Annotated in this window: 12 protein-coding genes; 2 read left to right on the top strand and 10 right to left on the bottom strand. The window is 70.3% G+C overall.

What is annotated here, in order from left to right:
• Window position 1 precedes the first annotated feature (1 nt).
• From GH664_RS02985 to GH664_RS02945, 9 genes are all read right to left on the bottom strand, one after another.
• A complete protein-coding gene (locus GH664_RS02985; RefSeq protein ID WP_153166657.1) occupies window positions 2–1219 on the bottom strand; it encodes a dihydrolipoamide acetyltransferase family protein in 1218 nt (405 codons plus the stop codon).
• Complete coding sequence (locus tag GH664_RS02980) at window positions 1212–2183, bottom strand: alpha-ketoacid dehydrogenase subunit beta (protein ID WP_153166656.1); 972 nt, start codon at window positions 2181–2183, stop codon at window positions 1212–1214. Before GH664_RS02980 ends, GH664_RS02985 begins: the two co-directional genes overlap by 8 nt.
• A complete protein-coding gene (gene pdhA / locus GH664_RS02975) occupies window positions 2180–3307 on the bottom strand; it encodes a pyruvate dehydrogenase (acetyl-transferring) E1 component subunit alpha (protein ID WP_228111353.1) in 1128 nt (375 codons plus the stop codon). Before pdhA ends, GH664_RS02980 begins: the two co-directional genes overlap by 4 nt.
• Window positions 3304–5085, bottom strand: a complete 1782-nt coding sequence (gene acsA / locus GH664_RS02970; protein WP_153166655.1) for an acetate--CoA ligase — start codon at window positions 5083–5085, stop codon at window positions 3304–3306. The genes pdhA and acsA overlap by 4 nt, the downstream gene beginning before the upstream one ends.
• Before the next feature lie 255 nt (window positions 5086–5340).
• On the bottom strand, window positions 5341–6774 hold the full coding sequence (locus GH664_RS02965) for an RtcB family protein (protein ID WP_153166654.1): 1434 nt from the start codon (window positions 6772–6774) through the stop codon (window positions 5341–5343).
• A gap of 30 nt (window positions 6775–6804) precedes the next feature.
• The gene (locus GH664_RS02960; RefSeq protein ID WP_153166653.1) at window positions 6805–7242 is read right to left on the bottom strand and encodes an archease; all 438 of its coding nucleotides are present in this window, start codon (window positions 7240–7242) and stop codon (window positions 6805–6807) included.
• Window positions 7243–7272: 30 nt separating this feature from the next.
• On the bottom strand, window positions 7273–8883 hold the full coding sequence (gene groL / locus GH664_RS02955; protein WP_153166652.1) for a chaperonin GroEL: 1611 nt from the start codon (window positions 8881–8883) through the stop codon (window positions 7273–7275).
• Between the two features lie 52 nt (window positions 8884–8935).
• Window positions 8936–9604, bottom strand: a complete 669-nt coding sequence (locus GH664_RS02950; RefSeq protein WP_153166651.1) for a phosphoribosyltransferase — start codon at window positions 9602–9604, stop codon at window positions 8936–8938.
• Between the two features lie 12 nt (window positions 9605–9616).
• Window positions 9617–10186: a phosphoribosyltransferase family protein gene (locus GH664_RS02945; RefSeq protein ID WP_153166650.1), complete on the bottom strand. Its 570-nt coding sequence runs from the start codon at window positions 10184–10186 to the stop codon at window positions 9617–9619.
• 279 nt (window positions 10187–10465) lie between these two features.
• Between GH664_RS02945 and GH664_RS02940 the strand changes: the two genes are divergently transcribed.
• Together GH664_RS02940 and GH664_RS02935 are read left to right on the top strand one after the other, a co-directional pair.
• The gene (locus GH664_RS02940; protein ID WP_153166649.1) at window positions 10466–11098 is read left to right on the top strand and encodes an isochorismatase family protein; all 633 of its coding nucleotides are present in this window, start codon (window positions 10466–10468) and stop codon (window positions 11096–11098) included.
• A complete protein-coding gene (locus GH664_RS02935; RefSeq protein ID WP_153166648.1) occupies window positions 11095–12444 on the top strand; it encodes a nicotinate phosphoribosyltransferase in 1350 nt (449 codons plus the stop codon). The genes GH664_RS02940 and GH664_RS02935 overlap by 4 nt, the downstream gene beginning before the upstream one ends.
• 215 nt (window positions 12445–12659) lie before the next feature.
• Here GH664_RS02935 and GH664_RS02930 read toward each other — a convergent pair whose 3' ends face one another.
• A complete protein-coding gene (locus tag GH664_RS02930) occupies window positions 12660–14393 on the bottom strand; it encodes an autotransporter assembly complex family protein (RefSeq protein ID WP_153166647.1) in 1734 nt (577 codons plus the stop codon).
• Window positions 14394–14436: the final 43 nt, after the last annotated feature.

Genomic DNA, 14436 nt, shown 5'->3' with positions numbered 1-14436 from the left:
TTCAGAGTTCTTCCGGCCGCTGCAGCAGTTCGCGCAGTTCGGCCAGGAACAACGCGCCGCGGTGGCCGTCGGAGACGCGGTGGTCGGCGGCGAGGCTGGCGGTGACGGCGGGCATCACGCACAGCTCGCCGCTATCCTCGCGCACCCAGGGCCGCGGCGCGATGCGGCCGAAGCCGACGAGGGCGACCTGAGGCGGGTAGATCACGCCCGCCACCGCCTCCACGCCCTGCTCGCCCAGATTGGTGACGGTGACGGTCGGGTCGCTCATCTCCGAGCTGCGCAGCGAGCCGGCGCGGGTGCGGCGCACCAGGTCGGTGAGTTCGCGCATCAGCGCATCCAGCGGCTTCTCGTCGACGTCGTGCAGCGCGGGGGCGATCAGGCCGCCCTGGCGCAGCGAGATGGCGACGCCGACGTGGATGCCCTGCCCTGCCACGAACTGGCCATCGCGGTAGAAGCCGTTGAGTTCGGGGTATTTGCGCAGCGCCAGCGCAACCGCCTTCAGTTGCAACACCGCCATCAGCAGGCGCTCGGTGATCGGCCGTCCGTCATTGGCGCCGGTGAGCCAGTCCTGCGCGCGGGCCATCGGCACGGCCTCGAACAGGTAGTAGTGCGGAATCTCGCGCTTCGAGCGGCTCATCGCCGCGGCGATGGCGCGGCGGGTCTCGGCCTGGCGCTCGGCGGCGGAGATGGGGGTTACCGCCACCACAGTTGGCGGTGCAGTCGGTCGCGCGGTGGCCGCGGCTCGTTCCACGTCATCGAGCGTCACCGCACCGCCGGGGCCGCTGCCCGACAGCGCGGCAAGATCCACCCCGAGCGCTCCGGCGCGCTTGCGCGCGGCGGGCGACACGCGCAGCCGCCCGGCGGCGGCAGGTGCGGCAGCCTGCGCCGGGGCAGCCGCCGCAACAGGGGCCTCGCCCGCTGGAACCGCCGATGGAACCGCCTTCGCGACTTTCCTGCGTGCGGTTTTCGTCGGCGGCGCTTCGCCCGGCTCCAGCAGCGTCGCCATCACCGTGCCGACCGGCATCTTCATGCCGGGCTCGGCGAGCAGCTCATGCACCGTGCCGTCCTGCCAGATCTCGACATCCACCGCCGCCTTGGAAGTGTCGACGATGGCGACGACCTGGCCCTTCTTCACCTCGTCGCCGGGGTGGACGAGCCACTCCAGCAGCTTGCCTTCGTCCATGTCCGCGCCCAGCGAGGGCAGCTTGAACTCAAACATTCAGCAGCTCCTTCACCGCGGCGACGATCTTCGCCGGCTGCGGCAGCGCGGCTTCCTCCAGGTGCTTCGCATACGGGATCGGCACCTCCTCGCTGCACACCCGCGCGGGCGGCGCATCGAGCTCGTAGAAGCAGGCCTCGACGATGCGCGCGATCACCTCGGCGGCCAGGCTGCCGCTGCGCCAGCCTTCGTCCACCACCACCGCGCGATGCGTCCTGCGCACCGATGCTGCGATGGTGTCGATGTCCAGCGGACGCAGCACGCGCAGGTCGACCACTTCGACGTCGATTCCGGCCGCCACCAGTTCGTCCGCCGCCTGCAACGCCTTGGGCAGGCAGCCGCCGTAAGCGAATACGCTCGCCTGCGTGCCGGAGCGGCGCACCGCGGCATGGGCGATGTCGCAGCGCCAGTTGTCCGCCAGCTCGTCTTCCAGGTTGTAGAGCTGGGCGTGCTCGAAGATCACCACCGGGTCGGGGTCGGCCAGCGCCGGCGCGAGCATGCCGCGCGCATCGGCCACGGTGGCCGGCGCCAGCACGCGGATGCCGGGGATGTGGGCGTACCAGTTCTCCAGGCTGTGCGAATGCTGCGCGGCGAGTTGCCGCCCGGCGCCGGTGGCCATGCGCAGCACCAGCGGCACCGAGCACTGGCCACCGGACATGTGGCGCAGCAGGGACGCGCTGTTGACGATCTGGTCCAGCGCCAGCAGGCTGAAATTGACCGTCATGACTTCGACGATGGGCAGCATTCCGCCCAGCGCCGCGCCCACGCCGGCGCCGACGAAGCCCAGTTCCGACAGTGGCGTGTCGCGGATGCGCTCGGGGCCGAACTCCTCCAGCAGCCCCTTCGACACCGCATAGCTGCCGCCGTAGCGGCCGACGTCCTCGCCCATCAGGAACACACGCGCATCGTTTTGCAGCGCCTCGCGCAGCGCGAGCCGCATCGCCTCGCGGTAGCTGACCCTCATCGCGCGCCTCCTTCGGCCGCGCCGGCTGGCGTGTGGACGTCCTTCAGCAGATCCGCCACCGGCTCCCACGGTGCCTGCTCGGCGAAGGCGATCGCGGCAGCGACCTCGGCCTCGGCTTCGGCATCGAGCGCGAGGAAGGCTTCTTCGGTGAGCCGGCCGTCGGTCTTCAGTTGCGCGGAGAAGCTGTGGATGGGGCCGCGCTGCTTCCATTGCTCGATCTCGGCCTTGTCGCGGTACAGGTCGGGGTCGAACATCGAATGGGCGCGGAAACGGTAGGTCTGCAGCTCGACGAAGGCCGGGCCGCCGCCCTCCCTCACCTGTTTCGCCGCGCGGCTCACGGTGTCGAACACCGCGCGCACGTCCATGCCGTCGGCGCGGAAGGTGGCGACCCGGTAGCTCGCCGCCTTGGCGCACAGGTCGGTCTGCGATTCGGAGCGCGCCAGCGCCGTGCCCATCGCATATAGGTTGTTCTCGCAGCAGAACAGCACCGGCAACTGCCACAGCGCGGCGAGGTTGATCGACTCATGGAACGCGCCTTCGGCCATCGCGCCTTCGCCGAACACGCAGGCGGTGACGCGGCGCATGCCCTGCAGCCTGTCCGCCAGCGCCAGGCCGACGGCCAGCGGCAGGCCGCCACCGACGATGGCGTTGCCGCCGTAGAAGCGGCGAGGCACGTCGAACAGGTGCATCGAGCCGCCGCGCCCGCGCGAGCAGCCCGCCGCCTTGCCGAACATTTCGGCCATGATCGCGTTCATGCCCACGCCGCGCAGCAGCGCGTGACCGTGCTCGCGGTAGGTGGCGACCACGTTGTCTTCGGCGGCGAGCGCGTGCATTGCCCCGGTCGCGCAGGCCTCCTCGCCGATGTAGAGGTGCAGGAAGCCGCGGATCTTGCCGGCGCCATACAGCTCGGCGCATTTCTCCTCCATGCGGCGGATGCGCAGCATGTCGGCGAGCAGGCGCAGTTCCAGCGGCGGTGTCGCGGGCGCTACGGCCGCGACTGCAACCCTGTCCTTCCGCATGCGCTTCGCCGGCGCTGCGACCGGCGAGGGCTTCGCGTCCGCTGGCTTCGACTTGCACGGCAGCGGCGCTTGTACGCCCGCCGCGGGCTTGCGCTCGCGCGTCATGCTCCGGCCTCCAGCGTCGACGTGTCGCCTTCGGGAAGGCCGAGCTCGCGCGCCTTCAGCAGCCGGCGCATGATCTTGCCGCTGCGCGTGCGCGGCAGCACCGGCAGGAAGTCGATCTCCTTGGGCGCCACCGCCGCGCCCAGCTTCTTGCGCGCGTGGCCGAGCAGCTCCTTGCGCAGCGCCTCGGACGGCTCGACGCCCTGCTTCAGCGACACGAAGGCCTTCACCACCTCGCCCACCATGTCGTCGGGCTTGCCGATGACGCCGGCCTCGGCCACCGCCGGATGCTCCATCAGCGCGCTCTCGACCTCGAAGGGGCCGATCAGGTGGCCGGCGGACTTGATCACGTCGTCGCTGCGGCCGACGAACCAGTAGTAGCCGTCGGCGTCACGCTTCGCCAGGTCGCCGGTCAGGTACCAGTCGCCGGCGAAGCACTTGCGGTAGCGCTCCTCGTTGTTCAGGTAGCCACGCAGCATCGACGGCCAGCCGCGCTTCAGCGCCAGCTCGCCTTCCTCGTCCGGCTGGTCGATCACCTCCACGCCGCCGCCTTCGCGCTGGCGCACGATCGCCGCCTCGACACCGGGTAGCGGCTTGCCCATCGAGCCGGGCTTGATGTCCAGCGCCGGCAGGTTGGCGATCATGATGCCGCCGGTTTCAGTCTGCCACCAATTGTCGTGGATCGGCTTGCCCAGCACTTCCCGGCCCCACCACACCGCCTCCGGGTTGAGCGGCTCGCCCACGCTGGCGACGAAGCGCAGCCGGGGGAAGGCGAAACCGTGCGCCAGTTCGGGGCCCGCCTTCATCAGCATGCGGATCGCGGTGGGCGCGGTGTACCACACGCTGACCTGCTGCTCCTGCAGGATGCGGTACCAGCGCTCGGCGTCGAACTCGGCCACGTCCACGATGGAAGTCACACCGTGCAGCAGCGGCGCGATGATGCCGTAGGACGTGCCGGTGACCCAGCCGGGGTCGGCGGTGCACCAGAAGACGTCGCCCGCATGCAGGTCGAGCGCGTAGCGGCCGGTGGCCCAGTGGGTGACGACCGCGCCATGCACGTGCATCGCACCCTTGGGCGTGCCGGTGGTGCCGCTGGTGAAGTGCAGCAGGGCGAGGTCCTCGGCCTGCGTTGCCGCCGTGTCGAAGTGGTCAGCGGCCTGCGCCATCAGCGTGGCGAGATCGTGGGTGCCGGCGATGTCGGTCGCGGCGCCCCGCTGCTCCCTCTCGTCCCACTCGCTCGCCAGCAGCACGTGGCGCAGCGTCGGCAGCCGGTCGCGCACCTTCGCCACCTTGCGCTCGTAGAGTCCGTCGGTGGTCACCAGCACCGCACCCTCGCCGATGTTGAGCCGGGTGGCGATCGGCTCGGGGCCGAAGGCGGAGAACAGCGGCGACACCACGCAGCCCGCCTTCAGGCCGCCGAGCACCGCGACATAAAGCTCCGGGATGCGGCCGGTGAGCACGAAGATGCGCTCGCCGCGCCGTACGCCGAGGGTCTGCAGCACGCTGGCGAAGCGGCTGGTGAGCCGTGACAGTTCGCCGAAACTGACATCGCGCACCGAGGTCTCGCCGAGGAAGCGGAAGGCTGTGCGATCGCGTAGCGGCCCCTGCGCGTGGCGCTCGACTGCCTCATGGGCGATGTTGAGGCCGCCTCCCGGCAGGCCGGCCAACTCGGCGCGCGCCGCGTCCCACGAGAAGCCGGCGCAGGTCGCCGCGTAATCGACGAGGTAGGGCGGCACCGCCAGATCGGCGGCCGTCTTGCGGATGATCGCGGGGCGCTGCATCGCTTCCTCCTCACCATCGCTGTCGTCGTCACTTGGCGATAAAGACTTCGCCGAGGCTGAGCCCACCCCTGCATGATGCGTAACCCATTCCGCCGTAGGAGCGGGCTTGACCGCGATTCGACCTTTCGGTCGCGCTCAAGCGCGCTCCTACGGCGGGGGGGCTGCCGTGCGACGCCTTTGTAGGAGCGGGCTTGACCGCGATCGGTCTCGATCCGCCGCAGAGATCGCGGTCAAGCCCGCTCCTACATAAACAGATCAGCCCTTCACGCACACCAGCGGCCGCAACCGTGCCACCTTGCTGGCCAGGCCGGCGTGGTCCGCTGCGTCGACCACTTCCCCCACATCTTTGTAGGCCAGCGGCGCCTCTTCGGCCACGCCGCGAAAGCTCGGGCTGCGGATCATGATGCCCTTGGCCGCCAGTTCGTCGACCACGTTGCTGCCGTGCCAGCGGCGCAGCGCCTCGCTGCGGCTCATGGCGCGGCCGGCGCCGTGGCAGGCGGAGCCGAAGGCGCGCTCCCCGGTGCCGGCCGCGCCGGCGAGGATCCACGACGCGGTGCCCATGCTGCCGCCAATCAGCACCGGCTGGCCGGCCTGGCGGTATTCGGCGGGCAGCTCGGCATGGCCGGGGCCGAAGGCGCGGGTGGCGCCCTTGCGATGCACGAACAGTCGCCGTTTGCGCCCGTCGGCCGAGGTGTGGATCTCTTCCTTGCAGGTGTTGTGCGACACGTCGTACAGCAGCGGCAGGCGCGTGCCAGGCAGCACTGTGGCGAAGGCCTCGCGCGCGAGGTGAGTCAGGATCTGGCGGTTGGCCAGCGCGCAGTTGATCGCTGCACGCATCGCGCCAAGGTAGCGCTGGCCGAGCGCCGACTTGAGCGGCGCGCAGGCGAGCTCGCGGTCCGGCAGCACGATGCCAGCCTGCCCAGCGGCGACCACCATCTCGCGCAGGAAGTCGGTGCCGATCTGGTGCCCCAGGCCGCGCGAGCCGCAGTGGATGCTCACCACCACGTCGCCTTCGGCCAGGCCATAGGCCTGCGCCACCACGGCGTCGAACACCTGGTCGACGACCTGCACCTCCAGGTAGTGGTTGCCCGAGCCCAGCGTGCCCATCTCGTCGCGCTGTCGCTTCTTGGCCATCTCCGACACCGCCTTCGGATCGGCGCTGGCCACGCAGCCGTGTTCCTCGATGCGCAGCAGGTCGGCCTCGCTGCCGTAGCCCTCCTTGACGGCCCAGCGCGCGCCGCCGCGCAGCATCGCGTCCATCTCCGGCCCCGACAGGCGCAGCGCGCCGGTGCTGCCGACACCGGCCGGGATGCGCGCGAACAGCACGTCGGCAAGCTGCCTCTTGACGCCTTCCACATCGGCCGCCTTGAGGCCGGTGTGCAGCGTGCGCACGCCACAGGAGATGTCGAAGCCGACACCGCCCGCCGACACCACGCCGCCCTCGTCGGCATCGAAGGCCGCCACGCCGCCGATCGGAAAGCCGTAGCCCCAGTGCGCGTCCGGCATCGCGTACGACGCATCGACGATGCCCGGCAGGCTGGCGACGTTGGCGACCTGCTCGGCCACCTTGTCGTCCATCGCCTGCACCAGCTCCTTCGACGCGAAGATCACGCCCGGCACCCGCATGCGGCCGCTCGCCGGCAGCTCCCACTCGCAGGGGCCGCGCCGCTTCAGTCTGGAGGTATCCATCTTCCGTCCCCGTTCGTCGTGACGCGCGCGTCACACATCGACCACGCACTGCGCCAGCCACCGGCCGTCGGGTTGCTGCCCGGCCTTCAGCTCGCAGAACGACGCGCCCTTCACCTCGGCGGCCGGCTGGTGGCGGGCGACATCGACCGCCTCGCCCCAGGCCGTCGCGCGCAGTCGCAGGCCGCCATCCTCGGGCGCAATGTCGATCTCGAAGCGCGCGAACAGCATGCGCCGCGTGGCCATCTCGAACACCAGCGCGTTGAGCCAGTCGAGCAGCAGCAGCTCGGTCTCGGGCGCAGAGCATTCGATGGGGACCGCCTCGCGCGCGGCCACCGTGCCCGGATCGCAGATCGCCGCCGTCATCGCAGTGGCGGCACCGGCGAAGGCCTCGGCGAGCGTTTCGCCGGTGCCGCGCACGCCGACATCGGCTTCGTGAGGAAAAGTCTGCCAGGCGGCCTGCGTGACCATGTTCGCCTCAGCCCTGGTCCAAGCCCGCCGTCACATCTCCTCGCCGCCCGGCAGGCCGCCCGCCGGCTGCGGCAGTTCGGCCACCAGGCAGTCGGTGGTGAGGATCAAACCCGCCACCGAAGCGGCGTTCTGCAGCGCACTGCGCGTGACCTTGCACGGGTCGAGCACGCCCATCGCCATCAGGTCGCCGTATTCCTCGGTCGCGGCATTGAAGCCGAAGGCGCCGCTGCCGGCCACCACCCGGTCGAGCACCACCGAGGGTTCGAGGCCGCCGTTGGCGACGAGCTGACGCAGTGGCTCCTCCACCGCGCGCAGCACGATCTGGATGCCGCAATCCTCATCGTGGTTGGCGCCGTGCAGCGTGCCCAGCGCCCCACGCGCACGCAGCAGCGCCACGCCGCCGCCGGGCAGGATGCCTTCGGCCACCGCAGCGCGCGTCGCATGCAGCGCATCCTCGACGCGCGCACGGCGCTCCTTCATCTCGGATTCGGTGGCGCCGCCGACCTTCACCACCGCCACGCCGCCGGCCAGGCGTGCGATGCGTTTCTGCAGCCCCTCGCGCTCGTAGTCGGAGCGCGCGTCATCCATCTCTGCGCGGATGCGGGCGATGCGCGCCTCGATCAGTGCGTGCGCGCCGCCGCCACCGACCAGCGTGCAACTGTCCTTGTCCACCTCGAGGCGGCGCGCGCTGCCCAGTTCGGCCTCGGTCGCATGCTCCAGCGTGAGGCCGGTTTCGCCGCTCACCAGCGTCGCGCCGGTCAGCACCGCGATGTCCTCGAGCATCGCGCGCCGCCGTTCACCGAAATCCGGCGCCTTCACCGCGCAGGCCTTCAGCGTGCCGCGCACGGCGTTCACCACCAGCAGCGCCAGCGCCTCGCCCTCGACCTCCTCGGCGATCAGCAGCAAGGGCCGCCCGCTGCGCGCCACCGACTCCAGCACCGGCAGCAGGTCGGCCACTGCGCCGATCTTGCGGTCGCACACCAGGATGGCTGCATCCTCCAGTATCACGCGCGCGCCCTCGGTGTTGATGAAATAGGGCGACAGGTAACCGCGATCGAACTGCATGCCTTCGACCACTTCCAGCGTGCTCGCGAGGCCCGTGCCCTCCTCGACGGTGATCACGCCTTCCTTCCCGACGCGCTCCATGGCTTCGGCGATCAGTTCGCCGATGGCGTTGTCGTTGTTCGCCGAGATGCTCGCCACCTGGGCGATCTCGACGCGCGTCTCACAGGGTCGCGCCATCGCCTTCAGCGCGCCGACCAGCGCCTCGACGGCCTTGTCGACGCCGCGCTTCAGGTCCATCGGGTTGATGCCGGCGGCGACGTGCTTCATGCCCTCGCGCACGATGGCGGCGGCCAGCAGCGTCGCGGTGGTGGTGCCGTCGCCCGCCACTTCGGACGTGCGCGCCGCCACTTCGCGCACCATCTGCACGCCCATGTTCTCGAACGGGTCCGACAGCTCGATCTCGCGTGCGACGATGACGCCGGAGTTGATCACGATGGGCGGACCGTAGGGCCGCCGCAGCAGCACCGTGCGGGCGCGCGGGCCCAGGGTTTCCTTGACCGCGTCGGCCAGCAGCGAGACGCCGCGCAGGATGCGGTGGCGCGCATCGTCGCGGAAAAGCAGTTGTTTGGCTGTCATCGTCGTTTTTCTCCTCTCCCTCTTCAGCATGCGCTCCGGCCGCATGGGACGGTCATTGCGGCGGCGGCACGCCTCCTCCGGCCGCGTGCGCAGCGGCACGTCGGCGATGCGCGCGAAGGCAGTCGATCACTTCCTCGTCCTCGACCTGCCAGAACTGGCTGTAGAACTGCCCCACCGCGCGGAAGTCCCACGGCGCGTACAGGCACACGACCTCGTCGGCATAGGGTTCGACTTTCTTGAGGCTGTCCGGCGCACCGACCGGCACCGCGCAGACCAGCTTCTGCGGGCCTTGCGCGCGCACCGCATGCAGCGCGGCGATCATGGTCGCGCCGGTGGCGAGCCCGTCGTCGACGACGATCACCACCCGGCCGTGCGGGTCGATCGGCGGCCGCTCCGGCGAATACTGCGCACGGCGCTGGCGCAGGCCCGCCAGGCGGCGCGCCTTCTCCTCGTTGAGCCAGGCCTCGTCGGCGTCGGACGGGTCGGACACGAAGGACCAGCCGCTCTCGTCGATGGCGCCGATCGCATATTCCGGGCTCCAGCGCGAACTGAGCTTGTGCACCAGCACGACGTCGAGTTCGCCCTCCAGCGCCTCGGCCAGCGCCGCGCCCATCGGCACCGCGCCGCGCGGGATGGCGAGCACCAGCGGCCTGGCGCCGCGATACGCCGCCAGGGCGTCGGCCAGCTTGCGCGCGGCATCGATTCGATCGACGAAGATCATCGTCCCCTCCGCTCAGCCAGCGCTGCGCGGCTGCAGCAGTTCGATGCGGAAATCCGGCTCATACGGTGGCACGTTGCACTCGATGATGTCTTCCGCCGCGATGTCGAGGCGCACGCCGGCCACGTCGGCATGCACCGGCAGGCAGGCGACGCCACGATCGACCAGCACCGCAACCAGGATGCGCGCCGGCTGCCGCCTAGCCAGGTGATCGACCACGCGCAGCAGCGAATGCCCAGTAAAGAGCACATCGTCGATCACCACCAGGGTGCGCCCCTCGAGCGCGGGCAGCGGCTGCCCCGCGTCCTCGGACAACTGCGTCTCGGGATGCAGCAGGGTCAGATCGTCGGCATAGCGCTTGACCTTCAGGTCCACCCGCAGCGGCGCAGACACGCCCGGGTGCTGCCGCAGCAGGCAGTCGACGATGCGGTCGGCCAGCGGAGCGCCGCGCCGCAGGATGCCGACCACGATCGCCGGCTCGCGACCGGACAGCAGGCCGGCCAGCTTGCGCGCCATGTTGTCGACAATGACGCATGACTGTGCCGTGTCGTGGAGGCAGGTACGAAGGCCGGAGGGTCGATCCATGCTGTACTCGCGCAATGACGATGCTGCGGGTGGATGCGGCAGTTCTGAGCGGCGGCGGATGGGTCTAGACTGAACGAAACGATCCGTCCGACAGGGTAAAAATCTACTCCTGTTTTGCCAGCGTAGACCATGCCGCGCAACGACATGGCGCAACCAGGGCGAAAACTCTCGCAGCGCAATCCGCCTCGGCTGCAATGACGTGACGCTCCGGGCAGCCACTGGCAGGGGAGCCGCATCGGGCCGGGTGCCGCACCTTGTGCGCGCAGCAAGGAGAACAAGATGCCTCAACACAGTCGCACACGCCCTGAGCCAGAAGGCGGTCGCCTCGCCTTGCGCGGCGGCGACGCGCTCGTGGTGGTCGATGTGCAGCGCGACTTCCTGCCCGGCGGCGCGCTCGGCGTGCCCGACGGCGATGCCGTGGTACCGGTGCTGAACCGGTGCATGGAACTGTTCCTGCGCGTGAACCTGCCCATCGTGCTGTCCCGCGACTGGCACCCGGCCGACCACTGCTCCTTCCGCGCCCAGGGTGGCCCGTGGCCGCCCCACTGCATCGCTGCCAGTCCCGGCGCCGCCTTCGCACCGGGACTGGCGGTACCCGAACATGCCCACATCGTTTCGAAGGCGACGACCGCCGTAGCGGACGCCTACTCCGCCTTCCAGCGCACCGGCCTCGGCGAGCGGCTGCGCAGCCTGGGCTGCGGGCGCCTGTTCATCGGCGGGCTGGCGACCGACTACTGCGTGCTCGCGACCGTGCGCGATGCGATCGGCGAAGGCTTCGACGTCGTGGTGCTGCGCGACGCGATGCGCGCGGTGAATGTGCATCCCGGCGACGGTGCGCGTGCCGAGCACGACATGACCGAAGCCGGCGCCCAACTGGTCACCAGCAAGCAGCTCGTCGGGGGTGGCGCATGAACGATTCCGCGCTGCTCACCGACCTGTACGAGCTCACCATGCTGCAGGCCTATCACGACGAAGGCCTGCACGACAGCGCGGTGTTCGAGCTCTTCGTGCGCGAGCTGCCGCTGCAGCGACGCTTCCTGATGCTGGCCGGCATCGAGCAGATGCTGGACTACCTCGAGAACCTGCGCTTCACCACCGCCGAGCTCGACTGGCTGCACGGCAGCGGCCGTTTCCGGTCGTCTTTTCTCGATGGGCTGCGCGACTTCCGCTTCACTGGCGACGTGCACGCGATGCGCGAGGGCACGATGTTCTTCGGCAACGAGCCGGTGCTGCGCATCGAAGCGCCGATCGGCGAGGCGCAATTCGTCGAGAGCCGTCTGATCAACCTGATCAATTATTGCTCGCTGGTCGCCACCAAGGCTGCACGCTGCGTGCTCGCGGCGCCGGACCGCCTGCTGGTCGATTTCGGCCTGCGCCGCGCCCACGCCGGCGAGGCAGGCCTGCTGGCGGCACGCGCCAGCTTCCTCGCGGGCTTTGCCGGCAGCGCCACGGTGCTCGCCGGGCAGCGCTACGGCGTACCGGTGTTCGGCACCATGGCGCACTCCTACATCGAGGCCCACGAGCTCGAGAGCGACGCCTTCGAGCAGTTCTCGCTGTCGCAGCCGGGCAACGTGACCCTGCTGATCGACACCTACGACACCGAGGCGGCTGCCGCCAAGGTGGTGGCGCTGGCGCCGTCGTTGAAGGCGCGCGGCGTGAACCTACTGTCGGTGCGGCTCGACAGCGGCGACCTGGCCGAGCATGCACGCCGTGTGCGCACGATCCTCGACGCCGGTGGATTGCCGAGCGTGCGCATCTTCGCCAGCGGCAACCTGGACGAATACCGCATTACCGCGCTGCTGGCAGCGGGCGCGCCGATCGACGGCTTCGGCGTCGGCACCCAGCTCACCACCTCGGCTGATGCACCGGCGCTGGACTCTGCCTACAAGCTGCAGGCCTATGCCGGACAGGCGCGGCGCAAGCGCTCGGAAGGCAAGGCGACCTGGCCGGGCGCGAAACAGGTGTGGCGCAGCGTGGATGGCGAGGGGCGGCTGGCGGGCGACGTCGTTTCCCTTGCCGACGAGCCCTCACCCGACGGCAATTGGGAGCCGCTGCTGCACCCCGTCATGCGCAGGGGGAGACGACTCGTGCCGCCGGAACCGCTCGCCGCGCTGCGCACGCATGCCGCCAGCGAGCTCGCGCGCCTGCCGGCCGCGCTGCGCGACCTCGGCCCCGCAGCAGCCGAACGCCCTTACCCGGTGGCCATCTCGGCCTCTCTGCAGGCGCTGGCGCGCGAAATCGACGCCCGGCCTCACTGACGCCCTCGCGCGGACGCGTGCGAGCCCAGAGGTTTCCGTGGGAGCGGGCTTGACCGCGATTCCCGCCCCGAATCGCGGCCAGGTCCGCTCCTACATGACAAAGCCGTATAACTGCGCCGTAGGAGCGGGCTTGACCGCGATCGGTCGAGGATCGCGCCCGATTGCGCTACCCAGTCCTCGCCGCGCCGTGACGGCCGGGGCGCGGGCCGCCTCCCTCAAAACGCGATCGCGACGCTGAAATGCAGCCGCAGCTTCTGCTCCTGCTGCCCCCACGCGAGGTCCATGGCCAGCGGACCGGCGGGACTGCGCCAGCGAGCGCCGACGCCGTAGCCGGTGCGCAGGTCGAAGTTGCGGCGGTCGTCGGTGGCATCGCCGGCGTCGACGAAGACTGCGGCACCCCAATCCGGGCGGAACCAGCGCACATACTCGGCGCTCATGACCCCCAGATAGCGCCCGCCTACCGTGGCGCTGCCCTCGCGCACCCCCAGGCTCTGGTAGGCGTAGCCGCGCACCGTCTGCGCGCCGCCGGTGCGGAACAGGAAGTCCTGCGGAATGCCGTCGCGGCTGGGCGCCAGCGTGGCGCCGCCTTCGGCGCGCAGGATCAGCACGTCGCGCTCGCCGACCGGGCGGTAATGCACGAGGCGGCCGTAAAGGCGCACGAAGTTCTGGTCCGACAGCGCGATGCTGCTGCCACCGCCGACCTGGAACTCCATCACGTTGCCGCTGCGCGGATCGAGCAGGTCATCCACCGCGCGTCGGATCCACGTCCAGTTGGCGGTCAGCGTGTTGTGTTCGCTGGCCCTGGCGCCATCGGGCTGCACCCGCTCACGCTGCAGGCGCAGGGCGAGCTGGGTCTCGATGTCGCCGCGCACGGTCTTGCGCGCCACGCCGACGGCCTCGGATCCGATCTTCAGGCCCTCCACATTGCTGCGGTCGATCAGCGCACCGAAGCTGTCGCGCTGCTGGCCCTCGGGCGGCAGGAAGACGTCCGCATACAAGGACTGGCGCCGCTGCTCCAGGCGCAGGCCGGTGCCGAGCTCCCAGCCGCGCCGCAGCAGATTCACATCACGGTAGCTGGCCTCGACACGGTAGCCGGTGTTGGTGGAGAAACCGCCGCCGAATCCCAGCGTCTTCGGCTTGGCCTCGGCCACCTGCACGCGCACCGGTACCGCAGCGGCGAGCGCCGGGTCACGATCGATGTCGACCACCACCGAGGCGAAGTGCGGCGTGTTCTGCAGGCCGCTCTGGAAGGCGAGCAGGGCGTCGCGATCGTAAGGGGCGCCGGGCTTCAGTGTGCTGTAGCGACGCACCAAGTCCTCGGGCAGCGCCTCCAGGCCTTCGACCTGCAGTTCCCCAAGGTAAAAGGCGGGGCCGCTGTCGAGCGTCAGCGACAGCCGGGCCGTGGCCGCATCGGGGTCGACTTCGGCACGGCTCTGCACGATGTGCGCTGCCGCATAGCGGTGCGCGCTGACGGTGTCGAGCAGTTGCTGCTTGGCCGCGTCCCAGGCCGCCTGACGGAAAGGCTCGCCCACCGGCAGCCGCCAACCCTCGCGCAGCGCACGCACACCGTCGTCTCCGGCGCCCGCGATCTCGCCCTCGAAGTCGAGCGTGACCTCGCTGATCGTCGCGCGCGCGCCGGGCTCGATGACGACCTTCCAGTCCTTGCCCGCGCCGCGGTCGATACGGATCTGCGGGTTGAAATAGCCTTCGGTGGCGAGCAGGTCCGAGATCTCACGCCGCGACCTTCGCACCAGGGCAAGGCGATCGCCATCGGCCTCGGGCAGCATCACCGACTCTGCGCCAAGGAGGCGCACATACCGCTCGAGCAAGGGCCGCACGGCCTCCGGTGCCTGCAGGCTGACGCTGATCTGCTGCTGCGCTGCCGCGGGCAGGCAGGCCAGCCAGGCTGCAGTCGCGAGCGTCGCGACCATCGCCCGGCGGCCGCTCATGCCCGCCCGATGATGCCTGGCCACTCCTCGCCTGCAGGCGCGA

This window comes from Thauera sp. 2A1, assembly GCF_009469595.2.
Taxonomy (GTDB): Bacteria; Pseudomonadota; Gammaproteobacteria; order Burkholderiales; family Rhodocyclaceae; genus Thauera.
The sequence above is the reverse complement of the archived record's forward strand: the minus strand, read 5'-3'. Positions and strand labels throughout refer to the sequence as shown.

Coding starts and splice junctions, on each gene's coding strand:
- GH664_RS02985 (WP_153166657.1), bottom strand. CDS start 1,219: ATGTTTGAGTTCAAGCTGCCCTCGCTGGGCGCGGACATGGACGAAGGC.
- GH664_RS02980 (WP_153166656.1), bottom strand. CDS start 2,183: ATGAGGGTCAGCTACCGCGAGGCGATGCGGCTCGCGCTGCGCGAGGCG.
- pdhA (WP_228111353.1), bottom strand. CDS start 3,307: ATGACGCGCGAGCGCAAGCCCGCGGCGGGCGTACAAGCGCCGCTGCCG.
- acsA (WP_153166655.1), bottom strand. CDS start 5,085: ATGCAGCGCCCCGCGATCATCCGCAAGACGGCCGCCGATCTGGCGGTG.
- GH664_RS02965 (WP_153166654.1), bottom strand. CDS start 6,774: ATGGATACCTCCAGACTGAAGCGGCGCGGCCCCTGCGAGTGGGAGCTG.
- GH664_RS02960 (WP_153166653.1), bottom strand. CDS start 7,242: ATGGTCACGCAGGCCGCCTGGCAGACTTTTCCTCACGAAGCCGATGTC.
- groL (WP_153166652.1), bottom strand. CDS start 8,883: ATGACAGCCAAACAACTGCTTTTCCGCGACGATGCGCGCCACCGCATC.
- GH664_RS02950 (WP_153166651.1), bottom strand. CDS start 9,604: ATGATCTTCGTCGATCGAATCGATGCCGCGCGCAAGCTGGCCGACGCC.
- GH664_RS02945 (WP_153166650.1), bottom strand. CDS start 10,186: ATGGATCGACCCTCCGGCCTTCGTACCTGCCTCCACGACACGGCACAG.
- GH664_RS02940 (WP_153166649.1), top strand. CDS start 10,466: ATGCCTCAACACAGTCGCACACGCCCTGAGCCAGAAGGCGGTCGCCTC.
- GH664_RS02935 (WP_153166648.1), top strand. CDS start 11,095: ATGAACGATTCCGCGCTGCTCACCGACCTGTACGAGCTCACCATGCTG.
- GH664_RS02930 (WP_153166647.1), bottom strand. CDS start 14,393: ATGAGCGGCCGCCGGGCGATGGTCGCGACGCTCGCGACTGCAGCCTGG.